This is a genomic window from Cupriavidus sp. OV096 (genome assembly GCF_900115455.1).
Classification (GTDB): domain Bacteria; phylum Pseudomonadota; class Gammaproteobacteria; order Burkholderiales; family Burkholderiaceae; genus Cupriavidus.
Window position 1 is genome coordinate 16,979 of sequence record NZ_FOWM01000016.1, and the last position, 20,920, is coordinate 37,898.

The 20,920-nt window shown below is 68.6% G+C and carries 18 protein-coding genes; 5 read left to right on the plus strand and 13 right to left on the minus strand.

Annotated elements, in window-relative coordinates:
• Positions 1 to 5: 5 nt before the first annotated feature.
• The 11 genes from BM115_RS24775 to BM115_RS24825 form a co-directional block, all read right to left on the minus strand.
• Positions 6 to 398 carry a hypothetical protein gene (locus tag BM115_RS24775; RefSeq protein WP_092300805.1) on the minus strand — a complete coding sequence of 131 codons (393 nt, stop codon included), beginning with the start codon at positions 396 to 398 and terminating at the stop codon, positions 6 to 8.
• A gap of 28 nt (positions 399 to 426) precedes the next feature.
• Positions 427 to 1,008 (minus strand): DUF1344 domain-containing protein, encoded by a 582-nt coding sequence (locus BM115_RS24780; protein WP_092300808.1) that lies wholly within the window; start codon positions 1,006 to 1,008, stop codon positions 427 to 429.
• 1 nt (position 1,009) lies between these two features.
• Positions 1,010 to 2,491, minus strand: coding sequence for an efflux transporter outer membrane subunit (locus BM115_RS24785; protein ID WP_092300811.1), 1,482 nt, complete (start codon positions 2,489 to 2,491; stop codon positions 1,010 to 1,012).
• Complete coding sequence (locus BM115_RS24790) at positions 2,488 to 5,703, minus strand: efflux RND transporter permease subunit (protein WP_092300814.1); 3,216 nt, start codon at positions 5,701 to 5,703, stop codon at positions 2,488 to 2,490. The genes BM115_RS24785 and BM115_RS24790 overlap by 4 nt, the downstream gene beginning before the upstream one ends.
• On the minus strand, positions 5,700 to 6,929 hold the full coding sequence (locus BM115_RS24795) for an efflux RND transporter periplasmic adaptor subunit (RefSeq protein ID WP_092300817.1): 1,230 nt from the start codon (positions 6,927 to 6,929) through the stop codon (positions 5,700 to 5,702). Before BM115_RS24795 ends, BM115_RS24790 begins: the two co-directional genes overlap by 4 nt.
• Positions 6,930 to 7,038: 109 nt before the next feature.
• A complete protein-coding gene (locus BM115_RS24800; RefSeq protein ID WP_092300820.1) occupies positions 7,039 to 7,410 on the minus strand; it encodes a response regulator transcription factor in 372 nt (123 codons plus the stop codon).
• A gap of 170 nt (positions 7,411 to 7,580) precedes the next feature.
• Positions 7,581 to 8,240 carry a response regulator transcription factor gene (locus BM115_RS24805; RefSeq protein WP_092300823.1) on the minus strand — a complete coding sequence of 220 codons (660 nt, stop codon included), beginning with the start codon at positions 8,238 to 8,240 and terminating at the stop codon, positions 7,581 to 7,583.
• 4 nt (positions 8,241 to 8,244) lie between these two features.
• Complete coding sequence (locus BM115_RS24810) at positions 8,245 to 9,210, minus strand: sensor histidine kinase (RefSeq protein ID WP_092300826.1); 966 nt, start codon at positions 9,208 to 9,210, stop codon at positions 8,245 to 8,247.
• Positions 9,211 to 9,230: 20 nt separating this feature from the next.
• Positions 9,231 to 9,803: a BPSL1445 family SYLF domain-containing lipoprotein gene (locus BM115_RS24815; protein WP_092300828.1), complete on the minus strand. Its 573-nt coding sequence runs from the start codon at positions 9,801 to 9,803 to the stop codon at positions 9,231 to 9,233.
• A gap of 242 nt (positions 9,804 to 10,045) precedes the next feature.
• Positions 10,046 to 10,927: a DUF2950 domain-containing protein gene (locus tag BM115_RS24820; protein ID WP_092300831.1), complete on the minus strand. Its 882-nt coding sequence runs from the start codon at positions 10,925 to 10,927 to the stop codon at positions 10,046 to 10,048.
• Positions 10,928 to 10,993: 66 nt separating this feature from the next.
• Positions 10,994 to 12,499, minus strand: coding sequence for a DUF3300 domain-containing protein (locus BM115_RS24825; protein ID WP_092300834.1), 1,506 nt, complete (start codon positions 12,497 to 12,499; stop codon positions 10,994 to 10,996).
• Between the two features lie 193 nt (positions 12,500 to 12,692).
• Between BM115_RS24825 and BM115_RS24830 the strand changes: the two genes are divergently transcribed.
• Both BM115_RS24830 and BM115_RS24835 read left to right on the plus strand, forming a co-directional pair.
• Complete coding sequence (locus tag BM115_RS24830) at positions 12,693 to 14,294, plus strand: phospholipase D family protein (protein WP_092300837.1); 1,602 nt, start codon at positions 12,693 to 12,695, stop codon at positions 14,292 to 14,294.
• 155 nt (positions 14,295 to 14,449) lie between these two features.
• A complete protein-coding gene (locus BM115_RS24835; RefSeq protein WP_092300840.1) occupies positions 14,450 to 15,619 on the plus strand; it encodes a porin in 1,170 nt (389 codons plus the stop codon).
• A 28-nt stretch (positions 15,620 to 15,647) separates the two neighbouring features.
• On the opposite strand, the gene BM115_RS24840 is transcribed toward BM115_RS24835, so the two are convergent.
• On the minus strand, positions 15,648 to 16,670 hold the full coding sequence (locus tag BM115_RS24840; protein ID WP_092300843.1) for an AraC family transcriptional regulator: 1,023 nt from the start codon (positions 16,668 to 16,670) through the stop codon (positions 15,648 to 15,650).
• A 160-nt stretch (positions 16,671 to 16,830) separates the two neighbouring features.
• Here BM115_RS24840 and BM115_RS24845 point away from each other — a divergent pair, with 160 nt between their 5' ends.
• The 3 genes from BM115_RS24845 to BM115_RS24855 are packed head-to-tail and all read left to right on the plus strand — an operon-like array spanning position 16,831 to position 19,165.
• A complete protein-coding gene (locus BM115_RS24845) occupies positions 16,831 to 17,886 on the plus strand; it encodes a beta-keto acid cleavage family enzyme (protein ID WP_092300846.1) in 1,056 nt (351 codons plus the stop codon).
• An 18-nt stretch (positions 17,887 to 17,904) separates the two neighbouring features.
• Positions 17,905 to 18,144 (plus strand): DUF1289 domain-containing protein, encoded by a 240-nt coding sequence (locus BM115_RS24850; RefSeq protein WP_092300849.1) that lies wholly within the window; start codon positions 17,905 to 17,907, stop codon positions 18,142 to 18,144.
• 43 nt (positions 18,145 to 18,187) lie between these two features.
• A complete protein-coding gene (locus BM115_RS24855; protein WP_092300852.1) occupies positions 18,188 to 19,165 on the plus strand; it encodes a Bug family tripartite tricarboxylate transporter substrate binding protein in 978 nt (325 codons plus the stop codon).
• Between the two features lie 84 nt (positions 19,166 to 19,249).
• Here BM115_RS24855 and BM115_RS24860 read toward each other — a convergent pair whose 3' ends face one another.
• Positions 19,250 to 20,911 carry a fatty acid--CoA ligase gene (locus tag BM115_RS24860; RefSeq protein ID WP_092300855.1) on the minus strand — a complete coding sequence of 554 codons (1,662 nt, stop codon included), beginning with the start codon at positions 20,909 to 20,911 and terminating at the stop codon, positions 19,250 to 19,252.
• Positions 20,912 to 20,920 lie beyond the last annotated feature (9 nt).

Below are 20,920 nucleotides of genomic sequence, written 5' to 3' on the forward strand. Positions count from 1 at the left end.
CCCGGCTACTGCTTCATCTGCGTGCGCCGCCAGTCGCCGTCGCCCTTGCGGCAGTACCAGCCCGTCCATTTCTCGGACTTGCCGGCCTGCCGGAACTCCGACTTCACCTGACGGCAACGCTGATCCCCCTTTTGGGTGGTCTGGATCAGCGTCATGCTGCCTTCGGCGGCCTTCGCGTCCTTGTCCGCTGGCAGCTCAAACGGCGTACTGCTGCCATCGTCCTTCTCGGACAAGGCCTTGCGGTAGATGTCGGCCAGCGTCTCCGTCTGCGGGCGGCTCAGCCGGCCGACGATGGTGTTGTTCAGGAAATGGTCGAAGTACGCCTGGGCCGGCCAGGCCATCGCACAGAGGGCGAGGCCGGCGCAGACGCGGAGGTTGACAACAAGGCGGCGCGACATGGCAGTAGGTGCGATAGGTGCGACAGGGCTACTTCGTCGCCGCCTGCACGTTCACGGCCACGGCCTGCGTGTAGACGGCCTTGATGCGGTCGCCCTTCTTCACCTCGGCCAACTGGGCGGGGTCTTCCACCATCAGGTCCATGACATTGCCCTTGGGCCCCTTCACCGTCACGGTGTGCTTGGACGGGCTGACCGCCACCACATCGGCCACCACGGTCACCTCCTGCCCAATCACGCCGCCCGGCTTGGCACCCGGCGCCGAGCGCTCCTCGATGGGCTTGGTTTCCATCGACAGCGGCCCACTCCCCTTCTCCAGCTTCAGCGTCAGCGCCTCGCGGTATTCCACCGCCACCTTGTCGCCGACCTTGAGCTGGTCGAAGTTGCGCGCCTCGGGGCCCACGGCCAGGTCGACGACCTTGCCCGTCTGCGTCTTCAGGGTCACCGTGCGCGTGGGCGCGTCGATTTTCGTGATCGTCGCGTTCACCTTGGCGGTGCCCGTCATCGTGGCCGTCCCCTGTCCACGCGTGACATCCACCTTGGTATCCGGCTGGGCCTGCGCCGCGCCTGCCATGGCAATCATCGCCACCATCACCAGCACTCGTTTTTTCATGTCATCTCTCCGTTGTGGATGCCTGATCCCGGCGCTCCGCTTGCGGGATGCCGGCTGCGCGCAGCGGCCAGCCAGCACCGAGCGCCTTGTAAAGCTGCACGATCTGCCCGAACTCGGTACCGCGCAGGCTCGACTGGTCGATCTGGGCCGAGAACAGCGCGCGCTCCGAGTCGAGCACCTCCAGGTAGCTGGTGTAGCCGCCCTCGTAGCGGTCGCGCGCGAGCGCGGCATAGCGCGCCAGCGCATCGACCTGCGCGGTCTTGGCCGTGAGCTGATCGCGCGTGCGCTGCACGCCCACCAGTGCGTCCGCCACTTCGCGGAACGCGGTCTGGATGGCCTGCTGGTAGCCCTGCAGCGCCTGCCGCTGGCGTGCCTCGGCCTGCCGGACATCGCCCGCAATCCGCCCCGCGCTGAAGATCGGCATCGCCACCGACGCGCCATACGACCACGTCTGCGCCGCGCCCACCCAGAGCCCGGAAAGCGCCGTGCTGGCCGCGCCGAACAGCCCGGTCAGCGTGATGGTCGGGAAGTACTCGGCCCGTGCCGCGCCGATCTCGGCGTTGGCGGCCACCAGTTGCTGCTCGGCCTGCAACAGGTCCGGGCGCTGCTCCAGCAGGTCGGACGGCAGGCCGGACGGAATCGTCGGCGGGCGCAGTTCGCCAATCGGCAGGCCGCGCGGCATGGCGCGCGGGTTCTCGCCGATCAGCACCGACAGCAGGTTCTCCTGCTGCGCCACCAGCTGGTCGTAGAGCGCCACCGAGGTCAGCGCCGACGCATACTCGGACTGCGCCTGCGCCAGTTCCACCTCGGACACCACCCCGCCCTCGAAGCGCTGCCGGAACAGCTCCAACGCCCCGGCGCGGCTGTCGAGCGTGTCGCCGGCCACCAGCCGGCGGTTATCCAGATCGCGCAGCGTGACGTAGCCCGAGGCCACGGCCGCCACCACGCTGATCTCCACGGCCCGGCGCGCCTCGTCGGAGGCTGCCCATTGCGCGCGGGCCGACTCGGTCAGGCGCCGCAGCCGGCCGAACAGGTCGATCTCCCACGAGGCGAACACATCGGCCTGCACCTGGTTGAACGGATTGCCCACCGGCGACAGCGTGCCGCTGCTGTTGCTCAGGCGCTGACGGCTTGCCAACGTCTCCACGCCGACCTGCGGGAACATCAGGCCGCGCGTGGACATCACGCGCCCGTAGTACTCGTCCACACGGGCGGCGGCAATCAGGATGTCGCGATTGCGCTCCAGCGCCTGGGCGATCATCGCGTCGAGCACCGGGTCGCCGAACTGGCCCCACCATTGCGGATCGATGGCGGGCGTGGCGGGCGTGGCGGCCGTAGGCGTGGCCGTAGCCGGCGGGGTCTCCGCGAAGCGATAGGTCTCGGGCACGTCCACGGCGGGCCGTTCGTAGTCCGGCCCCACCGCGCAGCCGCCTGCCATCAAGGCGCCGGCACCAACCAGCGCCTGCCAGTGCACGTGGCTCATGGCGGGTCTCCCCGGCGCACCGGCGCGGCCGGCGCATCGGCGGGCGGCTCCAGCCCCGGCTCGGGCGGATGACCCGAAGGCGGATGGCCCGGCGTCGGCTGGTCCGGCACCTTGCCGGCGGTGCGGCGCTCCAGCGCCCAGAAGAACATCGGGATGAAGAACACCGCGATCACCGTGGCGCCGAGCATGCCGCCGATCACCCCCGTGCCGAGCGACTGCCGGCTCGCCGCGGAAGCTCCGCTGGCGATGGCCAACGGAATGCAGCCCAGGATGAAGGCCAGCGAGGTCATGATGATCGGCCGCAGCCGCAGCTTGGACGCCTTGACCGCCGCGTCGTAGGCGTTCAGCCCCTCCTTGATGCGCATCTCCACCGCGAACTCGAAGATCAGGATGGCGTTCTTGGCCGCCAACGCGATCAGCACCGTCAGGCCGATCTGGAAGTACACGTCGTTCTGCATGCCGCGTATCAGGATGGCGACCAGCGCGCCGAACAGCGCGAACGGCACCGCCAGCAGCACGCCGATCGGCAGCGACCATTTCTCGTACTGGGCGGCCAGGATCAGGAACACCATCAGCAGCGCGAAGGCGAACACCATGGCGGCGGTCGAGCCGGCCTTCTTCTCCTCATACGCCTGCCCGCTCCACGCAAAGCTGTAGCCCTCGCCCAGCACCTCGGCGGCCACTTCCTCCATGGCGGTCAGCGCCTGCCCGGAGCTGTAGCCGGGCGCGGCGTCGCCGGTGATCTTGGCGGCCGGGAAGTTGTTGAAGCGCGTGACGAGGTCCGCGCCGGCCACGTAGCGCGAGGTGGTCACGGCCTTGATCGGCACCATGTCGCCATGGGTGTTGCGCACATAGACCTTGTCGAGGTCTTCCGGGCGCGAACGGAACTGCGGCTCGGCCTGCAGGATGACCTGGAACAGCCGGCTGTTCTTCGGGAACTGGCTCACGTAGAGCGAGCCGAACATGGTCTGCAGGGCCGAGTAGACCTGATCGACCGGCACGCCCTGGGTCTCGGCGCGCTCGCGGTCCAGGTCCACCAGCAACTGGCGCGAGCGCGTGTTGATCGTCGTGCTCACGCTGCGCAGCTCGGGCCGCTGGCGCGCCTTGGCGATGAAGGCCCGCGCGCGCGCCTCCAGCTGTTGGTAGGTGCCGTCGCCGGTGCTTTGCAGCCAGAACTCGAAACCGCCCGTGGTGCCAAGTCCCGGGATGGACGGCGGATTGACCGGGATCACCAGCCCCTCGCGCCAGGTGGAGAACTCGCGGTTGGCCTTGGTGATGAGGTCCTCGGCGCTCTCGCCCTTGCCGCGATCGTGGAAGCTCTTCAGCGTGATGAACAGCGTGCCGGCGTTGGACTTGTTCTGCGAGTCGATCAGGCTGTAGCCGTCCGGCGTGGCCACCGACTTCACGCCCGGCTGCGCCGCGAACCATTGCTCGGCGCGCTTGGACAAGTCGCCGGTACGGTCCAGGCTCGCCGCGTCCGGCAGCACCACCGCGCCGAACAGGTAGCCCTGGTCCTCCACGGGCAGGAACGACGACGGAATGCGCATGAACAGCAGCACGCTCGCCACGATCAGCGCCAGCACCAGCGCCACGGAGATGAACACGCGGCGGATCACCAGCTGGATGCTGCTGCCGTAGCCTTCCACCATGCGGTCGAAGCTGCGGTTGAACCACTGGAAGAATCGGTTCTTCTTGTGCGTGCCGGGCTTGAGGAGGATGGCCGCCAGCGCGGGCGACAGCGTCAGCGCCACAATGCCAGACAGGAACACCGACACCGCCAGCGTGATGGCGAACTGCTTGTACAGCTGCCCGGTGATGCCGGAGAGGAAGGCCACCGGGATGAACACGGCCAGCAGCACCAGCACGATGGCCACCACCGGCCCGCCCACCTCGTCCATGGCGTGCTTGGCGGCGATCTTGGGCGGCATGTTGAACTCGACCATATTCCGCTCGACGTTCTCGATCACCACGATGGCGTCATCCACCACGATGCCGATGGCCAGCACCATCCCGAACAGCGTCAGCATGTTCACCGAAAAGCCGAACGCCGACATCGCCATGAAGGTGCCGATGATCGACACCGGCACGGCCAGGATCGGCACCAGCGTGGCGCGGAAACTCTGCAGGAACAGGTAGACCACCAAAATCACCAGGATCACGGCGTCGCGCAGCGTATGCACCACCTCGTTGATCGACTCCTGCACGAACTCCGTGGTGTCCAGCGCCACCTCGTACTCCAGCCCGGGCGGGAACGACTTCTTCATGGTCTCCAGCGTGGTGCGCACCTGCTTGGCCACGTCCAGCGCGTTGGCGCCCGGCTGCTGGTAGACGGCCATCAGCGTGGCGGTCTTGCCCTTGAAGCGGCTGCGCAGCGAGTAGTCCTTCGAACCCAGCTCGGCCCGGCCGATGTCCTTCAGCCGCACAATGGCCGCATCGCCCGAGGCAGCACGGAGGATGATGTTGTCGAACTCGGCCGGCTCGGTCATGCGGCCCTTGGTGGCCACCGGGAAGGTCTGCTTGACTGGCCCGTCGGTCGGCGAGGAGCCGATGCGCCCGGCCGAGAACTGCTCGTTCTGCGCCGCCACCGCGTTCTTCACGTCCTCCACGGTGATGCCGAGCCGCGCCATGCGGTCCGGCCGCAGCCAGACGCGCATCGCGTAGTCCGGCGTGCCGAAGATCGCGGCCTGATTGGCGCCGGGAATCCGCTTCAGCGCGTCAAGGATGTAGATGTTGGTATAGTTGTCGACGAAGGTCTGCGGATAGCTGTTGTCCGGCGAGTAGACCGCGATCACCATCATGAACGCCGACGACCGCTTCTGGACCGAGACCCCCTGCTTGGTCACCGCATCCGGCAGCGTGGGCAGCGCCAGGTTCACGCGGTTCTGCACGTCCACCTGGGCCAGCGACGGGTCGGTGCCGATCTCGAAGTACACCGTCAGCGTCATGTTGCCGGTGGACGAGCTGGTGGACGACATATAGAGCATGTTGTCCGCGCCGTTCACCTGCTGCTCGATCGGCGCGGCCACGTTCTGCGCCACCACCTCGGAACTCGCCCCGGGGTATGTGGTGGTCACAGTGATGCTCGGCGGCGTGATGTCCGGGAACTGCGCCACCGGCAGGTTGAACATCGCCACCAGCCCGCCCACCACGATGATGATGGACAGCACCGATGCAAAGATCGGCCGGTCGATGAAGAAGTGCGACAGCGTCATGGCGCGGCCTTCTCACCGGGCGCGGGCTGGGCCGCCGATTTCTGGTCAGCCGATTTCTGTGCGCCCTGGGCTGCCGGCGCGGAGGCCGGCTTCGCCCCTACCGGTGTGGGCCGCACCGGCGCGCCGGGCGCGAGCCGCACCGTGCCGTCCACGATCACCACGTCGCCTTCGCGCAGGCCGGAGCGCACCACCCAGTTGCCCTCGGTCCATTCGGCCACCTCGATGGCGCGCGACTGCGCCTTGTTGTCCTTGTCCACGGTCCAGACCGATTCGCCGCGCTGGCCCTGGATCACCGCCTCCTGCGGCACGGTGATGGCGCGCGTGCGCTGGGCGCCGATCACCCGCACCCGCACGAACTGGCCCGGCCGTAGCTGGCCATCGCGGTTGGCCACCTCGGCCCGCACGAGGTAGGTGCCGGTCTCGGCACTGAAGGAGGCGTCCTGGAAGGCGATGCGGCCCCGGCTCGGATAGACGCTGCCGTCGGCCATGATCACTTCCACCTCCAGCGCGCCGCGCTCAGGCATGCGCAGCGCGCCCGATGCCGTCTGGGAGCGTGTTTGCAGCACTTCGTTCTCGGAGAGGCTGAAGTTGACCCACATCGGGTCCAGTTTGGCCACGTAGGTCAGCAGGCTGTTGGTGGGGTCGATATAGGAGCCCACCTGCTTCTTGGCGAAGCTGGACAGCCCGTTCACGGGCGAGGTGATGGTGGTATAGCCGAGGTTCAGCTTCGCGTTGACGACGTTGGCCTTGGCCTGCTCGACAGCCGCCGCCGCGGCCTGTTCCTGGCCGGTGGAGTCGTCGAGGTCCTTCTGGCTCAAGGCGTTCTTGGCGGCCAGCGGACGCACGCGGTTCAGGTTGGCGCGCGCCGTGGTCAGCCGCGCCTGCTGCTGCGCCAGCTCCGCGTTGGCGGCGGACAGCGCGGCCTGGAATGGCTTCTGGTCCATGCGGAACAGCACGTCGCCGGCCTTGACCAGCGAGCCCTCGGTGTAGGTGCGCTGCTCCAGGAAGCCGTTCACGCGGGCCCGGATCTCCACCTGCTGGGAACTCTGGGTCTCGCCCACGAACTCGAAGTTCAGCGGCACGTCACGCAACGACACGGTGATGACGCCGACGTCGGTCACCGGCGGCGCCGCGGCCTTGCGCTCCTCCTTCCCGCAGCCCGCGCCCAGCACCAGCACCAGCGCCGCCAGCAGCGTCACTCCCCCTCGGCCGATCCTGCTGCGCATTGCGGTCTCCCATCCACACATGCCACGCCCACGCCATGCAAAGGGCGCTTCTCGACCTAGCTTGTGCCGCGCCGCAATCCATGGCAATTGGACCAAGGGCCACCCCGCGTCAGGACCGGGGGGGCGGGATCAGGGCGAGCAGCTGGGACGCGTTGAACGGCTTGCGCAGATAGCCCAGCGCGCCGTTGGCCAGCGCGCGGGTGCGCGCCTCGGGCACGTCATAGGCGGTGATGAACAGCACGGGCAGGCCGATGGGCATCAGCCGCTGCTGCACTTCCAGGCCGTCAATATCGGACATGCAGACATCGAGGATCACGCAGTCGGGGCGGTAGCCGGGGTCGGCGTGGAGGCGGTCCAGCAGCGCCAGGCCGCTGGCGTAGGTATCCACGACGACGCCGGCGGCGCGCAGCAGCCGCGCAATCGCGCGGGCTACGGCGTCGTCGTCATCGACGATGACGACAAAGGTCTCGGTAGGCCCCATAGATTGACCACAGGTTGACCATCGGCAGGATCGGCAATCGCGCAAGCATCGCTGATGCTCGTAGCCTACGAGATGCCCCGCCCCCGCGATATTGGGCCATGGTCCCGCCCAGGCGGCGCGCCATGCCGGGGTGTGCACCCCGGCCCTTCACCCGTCTGCGTGGGGAGCGCTCAGGCCCCGGCGCCCGCACCCGCGCGGTGGGGTGTCCGTGCGGCGGCCACGGCGGGCAGGCCGAGCTTGTCGGCCATGCGCACCAGTTCGGCCAGCGAGCCGACCTCCAGCTTGCGCATGACGCTGGCGCGATGGGCCTTGATGGTCTTCTCCACCGTGCCCAGTTCGCTGGCCACCTGCTTGTTCAGGCGGCCGGTGACCACCCATGCCATCACCTCGCGCTCGCGCGGGGTCAGGCGGTCGAGCCGCTCGCGCAGGTCGGCCATTTCCTCGTGTTCCATGTGCCGCGCCACGGCGCAGCGGCAGGCCCGTTCGAGCGACGCCAGCAGCGCGTCTTCCTGCACCGGCTTGAGCAGGAAGTCCGTGGCGCCGGCCAGCATGGCCAGGATCGTGGAGGGGACATCGGCATGGCCCGTGACGAAGATCACCGGCAGCTCGCCGTCGAGCCGGCGCTGGAGCGTGATGCCGTCCATGCCCGGCATCTGGAGGTCCAGCATCACGCAGGCCGGACCGGGGTCCGCCGCGCGCGCATCGAGGAAGGCCCAGGCATCGTTGAAGCCCACCGCCTGGTAGCCGTGCGCCTTGACCAGCCGCACCAGCGCGCGCACGACACCGGGGTCATCGTCGACGATATACACCGTCGGAACGTGTTCGCTCATGGCGCTATCCTTTGAAAGACGATTCGGCCATGGCAAGCCCGCGCGGCATGCGGACGCCGCGTCGTGTGGGCATGCCTTCCTGGGGCAGCGAAAACTGGAATGTCATGCCACGGTCCGCGTTGTTCCACGCGTCCAGCGTGCCGCCGTGGCGCGCGGCGATGGCACGGCTGATCGACAGCCCGAGCCCCATGCCCTGCGGCTTCGAGGTGACGAACGGTTCGAAGATATGCTCGAGGTCGCCGGGGTCCACGCCGGCGCCGCTGTCGCGCACCGCGATCTGCACCATCCCCTCCGCCACGTGCGCCATCACCGTGACCTCGCGCGGGGTGCCACTGCCGGGCACGCCCCGGTCCACGGCATCGCAGGCGTTGAGCAGCACGTTGAGCAGCAGTTGCTGGATCTGCACCGCATCGCCATTGACGCGCGGCAGCGGCGACGCCACCTGCCGGGTCAGCACGATGCCGCGCCCGAGCGCGTTGCCACGCACCAGCGCCAGGGCCTCGTCGATGGCGGCGCCGATGTCCAGCGGCCCCAGCACGCGGGACTCGCCCTTGATCAGCGCGCGGATCTGCCGCACCGTGGCGCTGGCTCGGCACGCTTCGTCGTTCACGTCCTTGAGAATCTCGCGCACCTCGTCCATGTCGATGACATCGGACTCCAGGTACTGGCGCGCGGCCTGGGCATTGCTGACGATGGCGGTCAGCGGCTGGTCGAGTTCATGGGCCAGCGAGCCGGCCAGCTCGCCCATGCTGGAGAGCCGGGACGAGCGCATCAGCGAGGCATAGTCGGCATCGGCGCCGTTCTCGCCGCGCCGCCGCAGCCGCCCGGTGCGCGGCGCCGGCGCGCGCGGCGGGGCGCGCTTGTGCGGCAATGCGCGCCACAGCGCGTCCGCCACTGCGCAGCCGGCGGCCACGCTGGCCGCTGCCAACAGCCACGTCGTCCCATGTGGAATCCGGGGGGATCGGCTCATGCGGTCTCTCCGCGGCCCGACTAGATGTCGAGCTTGCTGATCTTGGTGCCTTCCAGCGAGAGGTTCGCCATCAGGCCGGCATTCGTCACCACGAAGGCGACGATCGGCGCGCGCGCCGTGTTGGTGTCGATCAGCCCGTTGGCGCCGACCTGCGCCACCGCGACGGAGCCGTCCACCCCGGCCGTCCAGCCCTTGCTTTGCTGGAACTTCTGCAAGGCTTCCGGCGTCATGAACATCATCACCATCATCTTGGACTGCGCGCCGGCAATCAGCCCGAAGGCCGCGGTGGAGGTGCGGTAGTAGCCCGCCGGCTGGCCGGCAGTGCGGAGCACGCCCTCCCCGTACTCGCCGCCGATACCCAGCCCGGCGGCGATGATCTTGGGAAAGACGAGAATCCCGGTGGCCTTGCTGGCCAGGGCCTGCGAGCCGTTGACCGAGCTATAGAGCCGGTTCAGCGCGCCGTCCGCGCCCGCGTCGATTTCCTTGCGTTTGCTGGCGTTATCCGAGGCGGAACCGGAAGAGGTGGTACAGGCGGCGTTGAGACTGGCCAGTGCGGCCACGCCGAGCAGGGTCGTGAACGAACGACGATTCATGGCAGTTACCCCCTGGAGCTTGTGCGTCCATGTTTTGCTGACTGCGCGATCTGCGCGTACTGCGCCCGGATATACGTTGCGCTGCACCCCGGATAAGGCCAGGAATCGTCAAGAAAGACGACAAAGCGAATTCGCCAGATTCGTGATCTATGTATGGTCGGCTTTCACATTAGTGGGCGGCCTGCGCAATTGCAATCTCTTCCTGCACACGGACGCCGCCCTGCGGGGGCGGCGCCGGAGGCTCAGGGGGCCGTCTTGGCCCATCCCGGGCCAGGATCGAAGCGGGTCATGGCCTGCGCGCGCGCCGCGCTGTTGGGACCGAGGTCGGCTTCGTACACCTGGCCCTCGTGGTTGACCATGAAGCTCTTGACGCCGGTATCGCCGTATCGCACGGGCCACGCCACGATGGCAAAGCCGCCGAACAGCCGGCCGTTGACCACGTAGTCGTAGGCACCGCCGGGCGCCGCCGGTCCTTGTGCCGTCAACAATTTATAGCGATAGCCGTAGTAGCCGTCCTGCGCGGTATTGCCCTTGCCGACAGCCAGGAAGGCGGGGCCGAGCGGGCTCGGCGGCTCGCCGCCGCCCGTGGGCCAGTACAGGCCGTCGCGCTTGCCGGGCGAGCTGGACAGCTTGCCGGCATAGACCAGCACGCCGTCGCCGTCATGATCGACGCTGGCGTATTCGCGCTGGGCGTCGCAGACCGCCAGCATGGTCTGGATGACAGCCAGCTCATTGCGCCCGATACGCCGCACGCGCATCTCGTCCACGCCCTCCGGCACGTTGAAGTACCAGCCCTGCGCCGACTTCACCAGCGGCACCGGCAAGGTCCAGCCATCGTCGCCCACCGCCACAAGGGCGCGGTCGGCACCCTCGGGAAGTATCTTGTGCGACACACTCCAGGCGCTCAGGAAGCGGTAGCGTGCGTCCGCGCCCACGGGCGGGATCAGGCGCCGGTAGTCGGCACCGAGCAAGGTCCCCAGCGCGGCGTCGTCGCTGGTCGCCACGGCGTCGCCAAATGCCAGCATGGCGGCTTCGGGCGATGGGAAATGCCGCTGGCTGGCGGCCCACGCCGGGCCCGGCCATGGCCATGTCAAGGCCATCACGATGGCTGTCGTGGCCGCCATCCAGCGGGCCCTTCCGGCAAGCCGCCCCAGGCGGTGCGTTGATCGCGCGGTCATCGTCTCCCCTTTTCAGCGCCTGCCGCCGCCACCACCCCGGCCACCCCCACCGCCGCCACGGCCACCGCCGCCGCCGAAGCCGCCGCCTCCCCCGCCGCCACGGCTGCCCGCGTGACTACCGCCACCGCCGCCGGTTCCACGGCTGCTGGCGTGCCCGCCGCCAAAGTTCGATTGCTGCGAGCTGGCGCGGCCACGGTCCATGTCGCGCTGCGCACTTTGCCCGCCGCCTACGCCCTGGAAGGCATTGTCCCGGCCTGCCCCGCTGCCCGAGCCCATGTCGCCCCGGCCACGGTCCGTGCTGAGGCTGCGGTCGCTGGCTTGCCGATTGCTGGCCTGCGCGCGGTCGCCGCCGGCGCCTTGGCGGTCGCCCCGGTCGCCCCCTTGCCGGTCGCCCCGGTTTGCTGACCGATCAGAAGCTGTTGCCCGATCGCCGCCGACGCCATCGCGCCCACCGTCACGGCCACCATCGCGCCCACCCTCACGTCCGCCCTCACGGCCACCATCACGTCCACCCTCGCGCCCACCCTCCCTGCCGCGATAGTCGCTGCGGCGGTCCGCCCCGCCCGAGTTCTTGCCGTACTTCTCCCGCGAAGCGTTGTCCCGGTACGACACGCCCTGCCGGTGACTGGAATCGTGCTGCCACTTGCCGCCGCCCTGCACCTTGGTGCGGTCGAAATTGCGGTCGATATTGGTGGCCCGGTTGACGTCGATATTCACATCGCCGCCGCCCCAGTTGCAGCCGCCGAAGATCGCGCCCGCCGCTGCCAGCCCCACGCCCCAGGCGAAGCCGGTGGCCAGCGCCGCCCCCGGGTAGTAGGCCGGATACGGGGGCCAGTAGTACGGCGGATAGCTCGGATAGCCCCATGAGCCGTAGACCACGGTGGGGTTGTAGGCCGGTACATAGATCACCTGGGGATTGGCCGGCTCGACGCGGATGATGGTCTCGGCGACCGGTGGCGGCTGGCCCTGCACCGGCGCGGGCCCTGGCTCCACCGACACCTTCTGCTGCTCGTTGGTCTTGAGGTTGCCCGAGTCCCGGGCGCGGGCGCGCAGGCGCTGCACCGCCGCCAGCACATCGCGCTCCTGGGCCAGGAACGCGTCGCCGAGCTTCTGCGTCCAGTCCAGCTTGTCGCTCATCGGCTCCAGCACCTGCGGGAAGGCCACCAGAGACTTCACGCTGACATCCCAGGGCTGGTTCTCCACGGCCTTGACCGCGGCGTCGCCCTTCACATTGGGATTGGCCTTGACCCAGCGCGCCGCATACACGATCTCGAGCGGATACGTGGACGCCATGAGCACCTGGGAGAGCACGGAATCGGGATAGAGCGCGATCGGCGCCACGAGGGACTCGAGTTCCTCGGGCTTGAAGGTCGGCGCCGCAGGCGCGGTGGATGCCGGCGGCGCGGCGGGTGCAGGGGTCTGCGCCGCCGGGACACCGGGTGCGGTGAACATGGCAAGCCACGCCACGGCGACCAGAACGCGCGCGCAGGACATCAGTCGCTCGAGCCAACGAGCCATGGCTGCCTCCTCTCTCCGGGAAGCGGTTTGCAATCTCCGCGATGCCGGACTATGTTCGTAGCACCTCTTGCGTAGCCGTAACGCTTGCTTTTCCCGGGGCAAGCATTCCCATTCTCGACGCCGTCGGCGCCAATTTGTATTGGCCTTTGGACTTGGCCAGCGCGGGCGGCCTGCCCTTCCCCGGGAGACATGCATGACCGCTGCCGCACGCGTGCTGGCCCGGGTGGCGATGGTCACGATGGTGGCAGCCGCGCTGCTGTCCGGCTGCGCCAGCCTGCCCCCGGCGGACGGTGAACCGAGCCACGCGATGACAGACACCGCGCAAACCACGCTCGGCCGCCTCGCCGCGCAGCGTCGCCCTGACCCGCCAGACCAGAGCGCCTTCCACCTGCTGGCGGACAACGTCGACGCGCTGATCGCCCGCGTGCTGCTGACGGAAAAGGCCGAGCGCTCGCTCGACCTCCAGTACTACATCTGGCACGACGACGCCACCGGCCGATCCCTGGCCCATGCCGTGCTGCGCGCGGCGGACCGGGGCGTGCGCGTGCGCGTGCTGCTGGACGACATCGGCGTGGGCGCCGACGACAACCTGCTGCTGGCCGTGGACGCCCATCCAGCCATCGAGGTGCGCATCTTCAACCCGGTGGCCAGCCGCGCCTTCCGGCGTGCGGGCGCGCTGCTGGACTTCTCGCGCGTGAACCGGCGCATGCACAACAAGGCGCTGATCGCCGATAACCAGGCCGCCATCGTCGGCGGGCGCAATATCGGCGACGAGTACTTCGGCGCATCGCCCGCCGTCAGCTTTGGCGATCTGGACGTGCTGACGCACGGCCCCATCGTGCGCGAGGTCTCCGGCGCGTTCGACGCCTACTGGAACAGCGAGGCGGCCTATCCGGTGGGCACGCTGACCGGCCGCAGCGCCGACCCGGAAGCCGTGGCCGCGCTACGCGAGCGGCTGGATGCGCTGGCGGCGGCCCAACAGGACCACCCCTACGCCGTGCACGCGCGCGAGCGGCTCCGGCAGGTACTCGCCGAGCCGCCCGCCGTCGCCGCATGGGGCCGCGCCGCGCTGCTCTACGACGATCCCGGCAAGATCACGCGCGCTGCCGAGGACACGGCCGGCCATCTGGTGCCCCAGTTGCGCGCGCTGGACGTGCAGCCGCAGCGCACGCTGCTGATCGTCTCGCCCTACTTCGTGCCGGCCGAGGCGGGCGTGGCGTGGTTGCGCGGGCTGCGCGAGCGCGGCGTGGCCGTGACGGTGCTGACCAACTCGCTCGCCGCCACCGACGTGGCCGCCGTGCACGCCGGCTACAAGCGCTACCGCGAGACGCTGCTGCGCATGGGCGTGGTGCTGTACGAGGTCAAGCCGATGCACGACCCCGAAGCCGCGGCGGGAACATCGGGAAAATCGACCAAATCGGGCAATACCAAGCTGTCGGCGTTCGGCAGCTCGCGCGCGTCGCTGCATGCCAAGACCTTCGTGGCCGACGACAGCGCCGTCTTTATCGGCTCGATGAATCTGGACCCGCGCTCGGTGCAGCTCAACACGGAGCTGGGCGTGGTCTGCGTGAGCCCGGCGCTGGCCGCGCAGGTGGCCGGCGCGATCCTGCCGAATCTGGGGCGCATTGCGTGGCGGCTCGCGGAGGAGGACGACCCCGAACGGGGCCGCCAACTGATCTGGATCGACGAGGCGAACCCGGACGCCGCCCCGCTGACCACGGAGCCCGAGTCCTCCGTGCTGCGGCGCGTCGGCGTGTGGTTCATGGGGCTGTTTCCCATCGAATCGCAGTTGTGAAGTGACTGCCGCGCCCGTCCTGCAGGGCAGGTTCGCGTTTTCCCGATCTGTCCCGAAATGAAAAAGGATTGTCCCCGACAGTCAAATCGGCAGCGCCCGTTCCGCCAATACTCCGACCCGGTTGCACATAACTCGAACCGAGACACGGAGACAACATGAAGGCCAGGAATATTGCCGCAGCGGCGCTGATGACCACTGCGGGAACGGGTGCAGTACAAGCACAATCGGCGGTCACGCTATATGGCGTGGCCGACGTGAACGTCGAATACGCGAATCACGTGGGCGCGGTGCCGGTCGCCACGAACCAGTTCAACCGCGGGCAGGGTCACGACGTGGTACGCATGAACTCGGGCGGCCTCGCCGGCTCCCGTTGGGGTATTCGCGGCACCGAGGACCTCGGTGGCGGCGCGAAGGCCATGTTCGTGCTGGAGTCGGGCTTCAGCCTGGACTCGGGCACGCTGCAGCAGTCGGGCCGGATGTTCGGACGTCAGGCGTTTGTCGGCCTGCAGCGCACGGGACTCGGGCAGATCACCTTCGGGCGCCAGTACACGTCGATGTTCGAGGCGCTCGCCAACTTCTCGCCCACCGCCTACGCCACCCAGTACGAGCCGGTGGTGCTGCAGTCGGGCGCCAACTTCCGCGAAGACAACACCATCAAGTACACGGGCCAGTTCGGCCCGGTCACGGCGCTGGCGCACTGGTCCTTCGGCACCGGCCTGGCGCTGCCGGCCACGGTGGGCGTGGCCACGCCGATCGGCGGCAACGGCGAAGTGCCGGGCTCGTTCCGGCGCGACACCGCCTACGGCGCGGCCGTGGCCTACGCGGCCGGCCCGTTCGGGGTCACCGTCGGCTATGACCAGTGGAACCCGACCATCGGCACCAGCAGCGGCACGCTGCGCAAGGCGGCCATCGGCGGCAGCTACGGCTTTGGCGATGCCAAGATCATGGCCGGCTACCGCTGGGGCCAGAACAAGAACGCGGGCGGCACGGTGATCCAGCGCGACGACCTGTACTGGATCGGCGCGCTCTACCAACTCACGCCGGCCGTCGGCCTGACGCTCGAGTATCACTACGACGATCTCAAGAGCCTGGCCGGCGCGACGCAGCTCGCCAACCCGTGGCAGATCGGCTTCGTGGCCAACTACGCGTTCTCCAAGCGCACGGACGTGTACCTGACCACCGCCTACGCCAAGAATGCCGGCCTGATGCTCGAATCGCTGGCCACGGTCTACGCCAACAGCCTCTCGCTCGGCAACAGCTACGCGCTGGGCAATGGCGAACGGTCGATGATCGGCGCCGCCGTGGGCATCCGCCACCGCTTCTGAGCCCCGTGCTCAAACCGCCGCCAGCCCCTCAGCCGGCGGTGGTCGTTTTTGCCTCCGCCTTGCCCATGCGCCTGGCCGTGACGCTACAGCCGAAGCGGCCGCAGAACCAGCGCGAAAAAGCACTGAGCGATGAAAACCCAAGCAGCGTTGCCACTTCCGAGAGTGGCCGCGTGGCGTTGTCGATGTAGCGCAGCACGAGGTCCGCGCGCGCCGCATCGAGCACATCGGAATACGTCGTCTTTTCCTGCGCCAGCCGCCGGTGCACGGTGCGCCGATCCACGCTGAGGTGCTGCGCCACGCGATCCACCGTGCACAGGCCGGTGGGCAGCAGCGCGTAGATCAGCTTGCGCACCTGGTCCTGCATCGTCGCGGACGACTGCGCCAGCAGCGTGCCGAGGTACTGCTTCACCTGCCGCGCCATCACCGGGTCGTAGGATGGCAGCGGCGCCTCCAGGTCCGCCGCCTGGCAGACGATGCCATCGAAATCCTGCCCGTAGTCCGCCGGCATGCCGAACAGCTGCAGCGACGTGGCCGTGCTGGCCGGCGCCGCGTGCGTGAAGCTGATGCTGCGCGGCCGCCACCCGGTGCCCAGGAACAGCCGCAGCATGCGGAACATCACCCCCACTGCGAGATCGGAGGCCTGGCGCATCGTGCCGGGCCGCTCGCTCAGAATCTGCAGCCGGATCACTACCAGCGGCCCCGCCTCTTCCACCCACATCCCCAGCGCCTCGTTCTGCAGGTCCATGTAGCGAACCATCGACACCAGCGCCTCGCGCAGCGTGGGTGCCTCGCGCACCACGAAGGCCAGCGGGCCCAGGTTCGAGAACTCGCGCAGCGCCGCCATGCGCAGGCCAAAGTCGTCCACGCCGGCCGCTTGCGCCGAGGCATCGAGCAGCCCGCCGACCAGTTCGGCCCGGATGCGCAAGTCGGGATCCAGCAACGCGGAACGGGCGATGCGCGCCGCGCGCAACTGCTGGTAGGGGTCGAGCCCGACGGCCCGCGCCACATCCACGTAATGGGTCAGGCTGGCGCCGCGCAACGTATAGGACATAGGCACATAGAAGGATGGATGCGTGCTTTCCCGGGGTGTCCCCACAGGTTAATTCAATGTCCCGTCATGTCAAACCGCGTATACCCGCTGGCCGATACTTCGGACACCGGCGCCCCGCGTGCCGTCCGCACATTCCCACCGCACCCAGCGAGGAGACAACATGCAATTTCTTGACGATTCCCTTCACCCCGAGACCATGGACAAAGTGGTCATCACCGTGGCGCCGTACGGCCCCGAGTGGATGCCCGAAGACTTCCCGGAAGACATCCCCGTCACCATGGAAGCCCAGATCCAGAAAGCCGTGGATTGCTACGAAGCCGGCGCCACCGTGCTGCACCTGCACGTGCGCGAACTCGACGGCAAGGGCTCCAAGCGCCTGTCCAAGTTCAACGAGCTGATCGCCGGCGTGCGCAAGGCCGTGCCGGACATGATCATCCAGGTGGGCGGGTCGATCTCGTTCGCACCGGAAGACGAAGGCGAATCCGCCAAATGGCTCTCGGACGACACGCGCCACATGCTGGCCGAACTCACGCCGAAGCCCGACCAGGTGACCGTGGCCATCAACACCACGCAGATGAACATCATGGAGCTGCTGTACCCCGAGTACGTCGCGGGCACCTCGCTCGAGAACCCGGCGTACCAGGCGGCCTACAGCGAGATGACCGTGCCGGCCGGCCCGGCCTGGGTGGCCGAGCACCTGCGCCGCCTGCAACGCGCCGGCGTGCAGCCGCACTTCCAGCTGACCGGCATGCATGCGCTGGAGACGCTCGAGCGCCTGGTGCGCGCCGGGGTCTACCTGGGTCCGCTGAACCTGACCTGGATCGGCATCGGCGGCGGCTTCGACGGCCCCAACCCGTTCAACTTCTTCAACTTCATCCACCGCGCGCCGGATGGCTGCACGCTGACGGCCGAGTCGCTGCTCAAGAACGTGCTGCCGTTCAACATGATGGCGATGGCGATGGGCCTGCACCCGCGCTGCGGCATCGAGGACACCATCATCGACCAGCACGGCAATCGCATGAGTTCGGTGCAGCAGATCCAGCAGTGCGTGCGCGTGGCCAAGGAACTGGGCCGCGAGATCGCCACCGGCAAGGAAGCCCGCGCGATCTACCGCATCGGCACCTGGTACGACAGCGCCGAAGAGACGCTGCGCGCGCACGGCATGGCCCCGAACCGCCGGGCCGGCGAGCGCAACCTGCCGCGCCGTCCCGCCTGATACTGGCTGACGCACGACATGGACGCACTGACCGATCCCTGCATCAATATCTGCCGCATGGACCTGTCCGGCCAGTTCTGCCAGGGGTGTCGCCGTACCCCCCTGGAGATCGGCCGCTGGCCCCGCATGACGCTGCTGGAGCGCGCCGCCACGCTGGCGGCCATCGCCCAGCGCCGCAATCCCGGCAGTTCCAGCAGTTCCGGCAATACCTGCAGCCCCTGCAACCCCTGCAATACGGGAACAAGACACGCCGCCTGAGCGTGCCTGCCCTACTATTCCAATACATCGAACGGAGACAAGCATGGCCCAACGCCTTGCCCACCTGATACCGCGGCGCACCGCCGTGGCTGTCCTGCTCGCGCTGGCCATGCCGGCCGCGTTTGCGTGGACCAACAAGCCGGTACGCATGCTCGTGCCGGCCCCCGCTGGCGGCACCATGGACGTGGTCGCCCGCCTGCTGGCGGAGCAGCTTTCCGCCGATCTCGGCCAGCCGGTCGTGGTCGACAACAAGCCCGGCGCGGGCGGCGGCATCGCCATCCACACGCTGATCGCCGCACCGGCCGATGGCCAGACCATCATGGTCACGGCCAGCAACGTGCTGACCGAGATCCCGCACGTGCTGAAAAGCAACTTCGATCCGCTCAAGGACATCCGCCCCGTGGCCGCCATCGCGCGTTCGCGGTTGCTGATGGTCGGCGCGCCGCAACTGCCGGCCAAGGACTTCAAGAGCCTGGTCAGCTACGCCAAGGCGCATCCGGGCAAGCTCGGCTTTGCTTCGTACAGCGCCGGCACGGCCTCTCACTACGCGGGGATGATCGTCAACCAGAAGACCGGCATCGACCTCCAGCACGTGCCGTTCGCGGGTTCCGGCCCGGCCCTGACGCAAGTCATGGGCGGCCAGATCGCCGTGATGTACGACGGCATGGTCACCTCGCTGCCGCTGATCAAGGCCGGCAAGCTCCAGCCCTACGCGCTGGCCGCCAAGACGCGCTCGCCACTGCTGCCTGACGTGCCGACCTTCGCCGAACTCGGCTATCCGGACGTCGACTTCAGCAACTGGATCGGCGTGGTGGCCTCGGGCCAGATGCCGGAAGACCTGGCGCGCAAGATCCAGACCGCCGTCGACAAGGCCGCGCAGACCCCCAAGGTCCGCGCCCGCATGGAAGCGCTCGGCTACGAGCCCATCGCCGAACTGCCGCTACCGCAACTGAGCCAGTCCGTGCGCGCCGAGTTCGACCGCAACGCAGGCATCGTGAAGACGTTCAATATCCAGCCTTGATCCAATCCCGCCCGATCCGATCGGGCAATGAGTAAGGCCAGCCTCGCGGCTGGCCTTTTTGCTGCTCTCCTTCCCCGGCCGGGGTCAGCCTTGCGCGGATTCCCGCAGCTGCTTCTTGTTGATCTTGCCGACGCTGGTCTTGGGGATCTCCGCCACGAAGACGATGCGGTCCGCCTCCGGCACGGCGAACTTGCTGAGGCGGTTGCCGGCCACATGGTCCAGCAGGCGCTGGCGGATATCGGCCGCATCCACCGCGTGGCCGGGCTGGCCAACCACGAAGGCCATCGGCCGCTCGCCCCAGCGTGCGTCCTGCACGCCGATCACTGCGCACTCGCGCACGCCGGGCACCTGCGCCACCAGCCCCTCCACCTCGAGCGACGACACCCACTCGCCGCCGGTCTTGATCACGTCCTTGATGCGGTCGACGATGCGGACGCCGCCATCCGCGCCCATCACGGCGATGTCCTGCGTATGCAGGTAGCCGCCGGCCCACAGCGCTTCGGAGGCCTCCGGCTTGCCGTGGTACGACTCGGTCAGGTACGGCGCGCGCAGCACGATCTCGCCCTGATGGCGGCCATCGTGCGGCACGTCGCGCATCTGTTCGTCCACGATGCGGAAGTCGACCATCGCCACCGGTCTCCCCGTGGCGCAGCGCATGGCGATCTCGGCCTCGCGGCTGGCCGGACGGACACCGGGCGCGAGCTGGGCCAGCGCGACGATCGGTCCGGTCTCGGACATGCCGTAGCCCGAGAACACGTCGATGCCGGCATCGAGCGCCGCCGCGCACAGCGCCGGCTGGAGGGCCGAGCCGCCGATGATGACGCGCCAGTCGGACAGGTCCTGCCCGGTTTCGCTGGCGGTCTGCAGCAGCATCTGGAGGATGGTCGGCACGCAGTGCGAGAACGTCACGCCCTCGGACGCACGCAGCGCCAGCAGCTGCGCCGGCACGTAGCGGCCCGGCAGCACCGTCTTCAGCCCCAGCAGGATGGCCACGTACGGGATGCCCCACGCCAGCACGTGGAACATCGGCGTGATCGGCATGTACACGTCCTCCCGATGCAGGCGCTGGCCCGTACGCGGTGAGCACAGCGTGGTGGCCGTGATCAGCGCGTGCAGCACGATATGACGATGGCTGTACGACACGCCCTTGGGGTCGCCCGTGGTGCCGGTGGTGTAGAACATCGCCGCGCGGGTGTTCTCGTCGAACTCCGCGAACGGGTAGTCCGGCGAGGCCGCCGCGAGCAGCGCCTCGTACTCGCCGTCGAGCGGCAGCGTGGTGGCCGGCGCCGGCTCGCCATCGGCCATCAGCACGAAGCGCTTGACGCCGGTTAGCTGGTCGCGGATCTCCTCGAGCAACGGCAGGAAGTCACGGTGCACGAGCACGATCTCGGCCTGCGAGTCGTTGAGCGTGTACAGGATCTGCGCCGGCGAAAGCCGCACGTTCACGGTGAACAGCGTGGCGCCCATCATCGGCACGCCGAAATAGCATTCCAGGTAGCGGTGGCTGTCCCAGTCCATCACGGCCACGGTGCTGCCGTGGCGGGCACCCAGCGCGCCCAGCGCCGAGGCCAGCTGGCCGATGCGGCCGCGGAACGCCCGGTAGGTGTAGCGCGTGGTGCCCTGGTAGGTGATCTCCTGCTCCGGACTCAGGCTCAGCGCGTTGACGAGCAACTGGCTGACCAGCAGCGGGTAGGCGTAGGCCGAGGGGGTGGAGACGATGCGGGCATCGGTCTTGAAATCTGTCATGTGAGGCAT

What these genes read in the sequence shown, in the direction of transcription:
- BM115_RS24775 (WP_092300805.1), bottom strand. Translation starts at nt 398, where the DNA reads ATGTCGCGCCGCCTTGTTGTCAACCTCCGCGTCTGCGCCGGCCTCGCC.
- BM115_RS24780 (WP_092300808.1), bottom strand. Translation starts at nt 1,008, where the DNA reads ATGAAAAAACGAGTGCTGGTGATGGTGGCGATGATTGCCATGGCAGGC.
- BM115_RS24785 (WP_092300811.1), bottom strand. Translation starts at nt 2,491, where the DNA reads ATGAGCCACGTGCACTGGCAGGCGCTGGTTGGTGCCGGCGCCTTGATG.
- BM115_RS24790 (WP_092300814.1), bottom strand. Translation starts at nt 5,703, where the DNA reads ATGACGCTGTCGCACTTCTTCATCGACCGGCCGATCTTTGCATCGGTG.
- BM115_RS24795 (WP_092300817.1), bottom strand. Translation starts at nt 6,929, where the DNA reads ATGCGCAGCAGGATCGGCCGAGGGGGAGTGACGCTGCTGGCGGCGCTG.
- BM115_RS24800 (WP_092300820.1), bottom strand. Translation starts at nt 7,410, where the DNA reads ATGGGGCCTACCGAGACCTTTGTCGTCATCGTCGATGACGACGACGCC.
- BM115_RS24805 (WP_092300823.1), bottom strand. Translation starts at nt 8,240, where the DNA reads ATGAGCGAACACGTTCCGACGGTGTATATCGTCGACGATGACCCCGGT.
- BM115_RS24810 (WP_092300826.1), bottom strand. Translation starts at nt 9,210, where the DNA reads ATGAGCCGATCCCCCCGGATTCCACATGGGACGACGTGGCTGTTGGCA.
- BM115_RS24815 (WP_092300828.1), bottom strand. Translation starts at nt 9,803, where the DNA reads ATGAATCGTCGTTCGTTCACGACCCTGCTCGGCGTGGCCGCACTGGCC.
- BM115_RS24820 (WP_092300831.1), bottom strand. Translation starts at nt 10,927, where the DNA reads ATGGCGGCCACGACAGCCATCGTGATGGCCTTGACATGGCCATGGCCG.
- BM115_RS24825 (WP_092300834.1), bottom strand. Translation starts at nt 12,499, where the DNA reads ATGGCTCGTTGGCTCGAGCGACTGATGTCCTGCGCGCGCGTTCTGGTC.
- BM115_RS24830 (WP_092300837.1), top strand. Translation starts at nt 12,693, where the DNA reads ATGACCGCTGCCGCACGCGTGCTGGCCCGGGTGGCGATGGTCACGATG.
- BM115_RS24835 (WP_092300840.1), top strand. Translation starts at nt 14,450, where the DNA reads ATGAAGGCCAGGAATATTGCCGCAGCGGCGCTGATGACCACTGCGGGA.
- BM115_RS24840 (WP_092300843.1), bottom strand. Translation starts at nt 16,670, where the DNA reads ATGTCCTATACGTTGCGCGGCGCCAGCCTGACCCATTACGTGGATGTG.
- BM115_RS24845 (WP_092300846.1), top strand. Translation starts at nt 16,831, where the DNA reads ATGCAATTTCTTGACGATTCCCTTCACCCCGAGACCATGGACAAAGTG.
- BM115_RS24850 (WP_092300849.1), top strand. Translation starts at nt 17,905, where the DNA reads ATGGACGCACTGACCGATCCCTGCATCAATATCTGCCGCATGGACCTG.
- BM115_RS24855 (WP_092300852.1), top strand. Translation starts at nt 18,188, where the DNA reads ATGGCCCAACGCCTTGCCCACCTGATACCGCGGCGCACCGCCGTGGCT.
- BM115_RS24860 (WP_092300855.1), bottom strand. Translation starts at nt 20,911, where the DNA reads ATGACAGATTTCAAGACCGATGCCCGCATCGTCTCCACCCCCTCGGCC.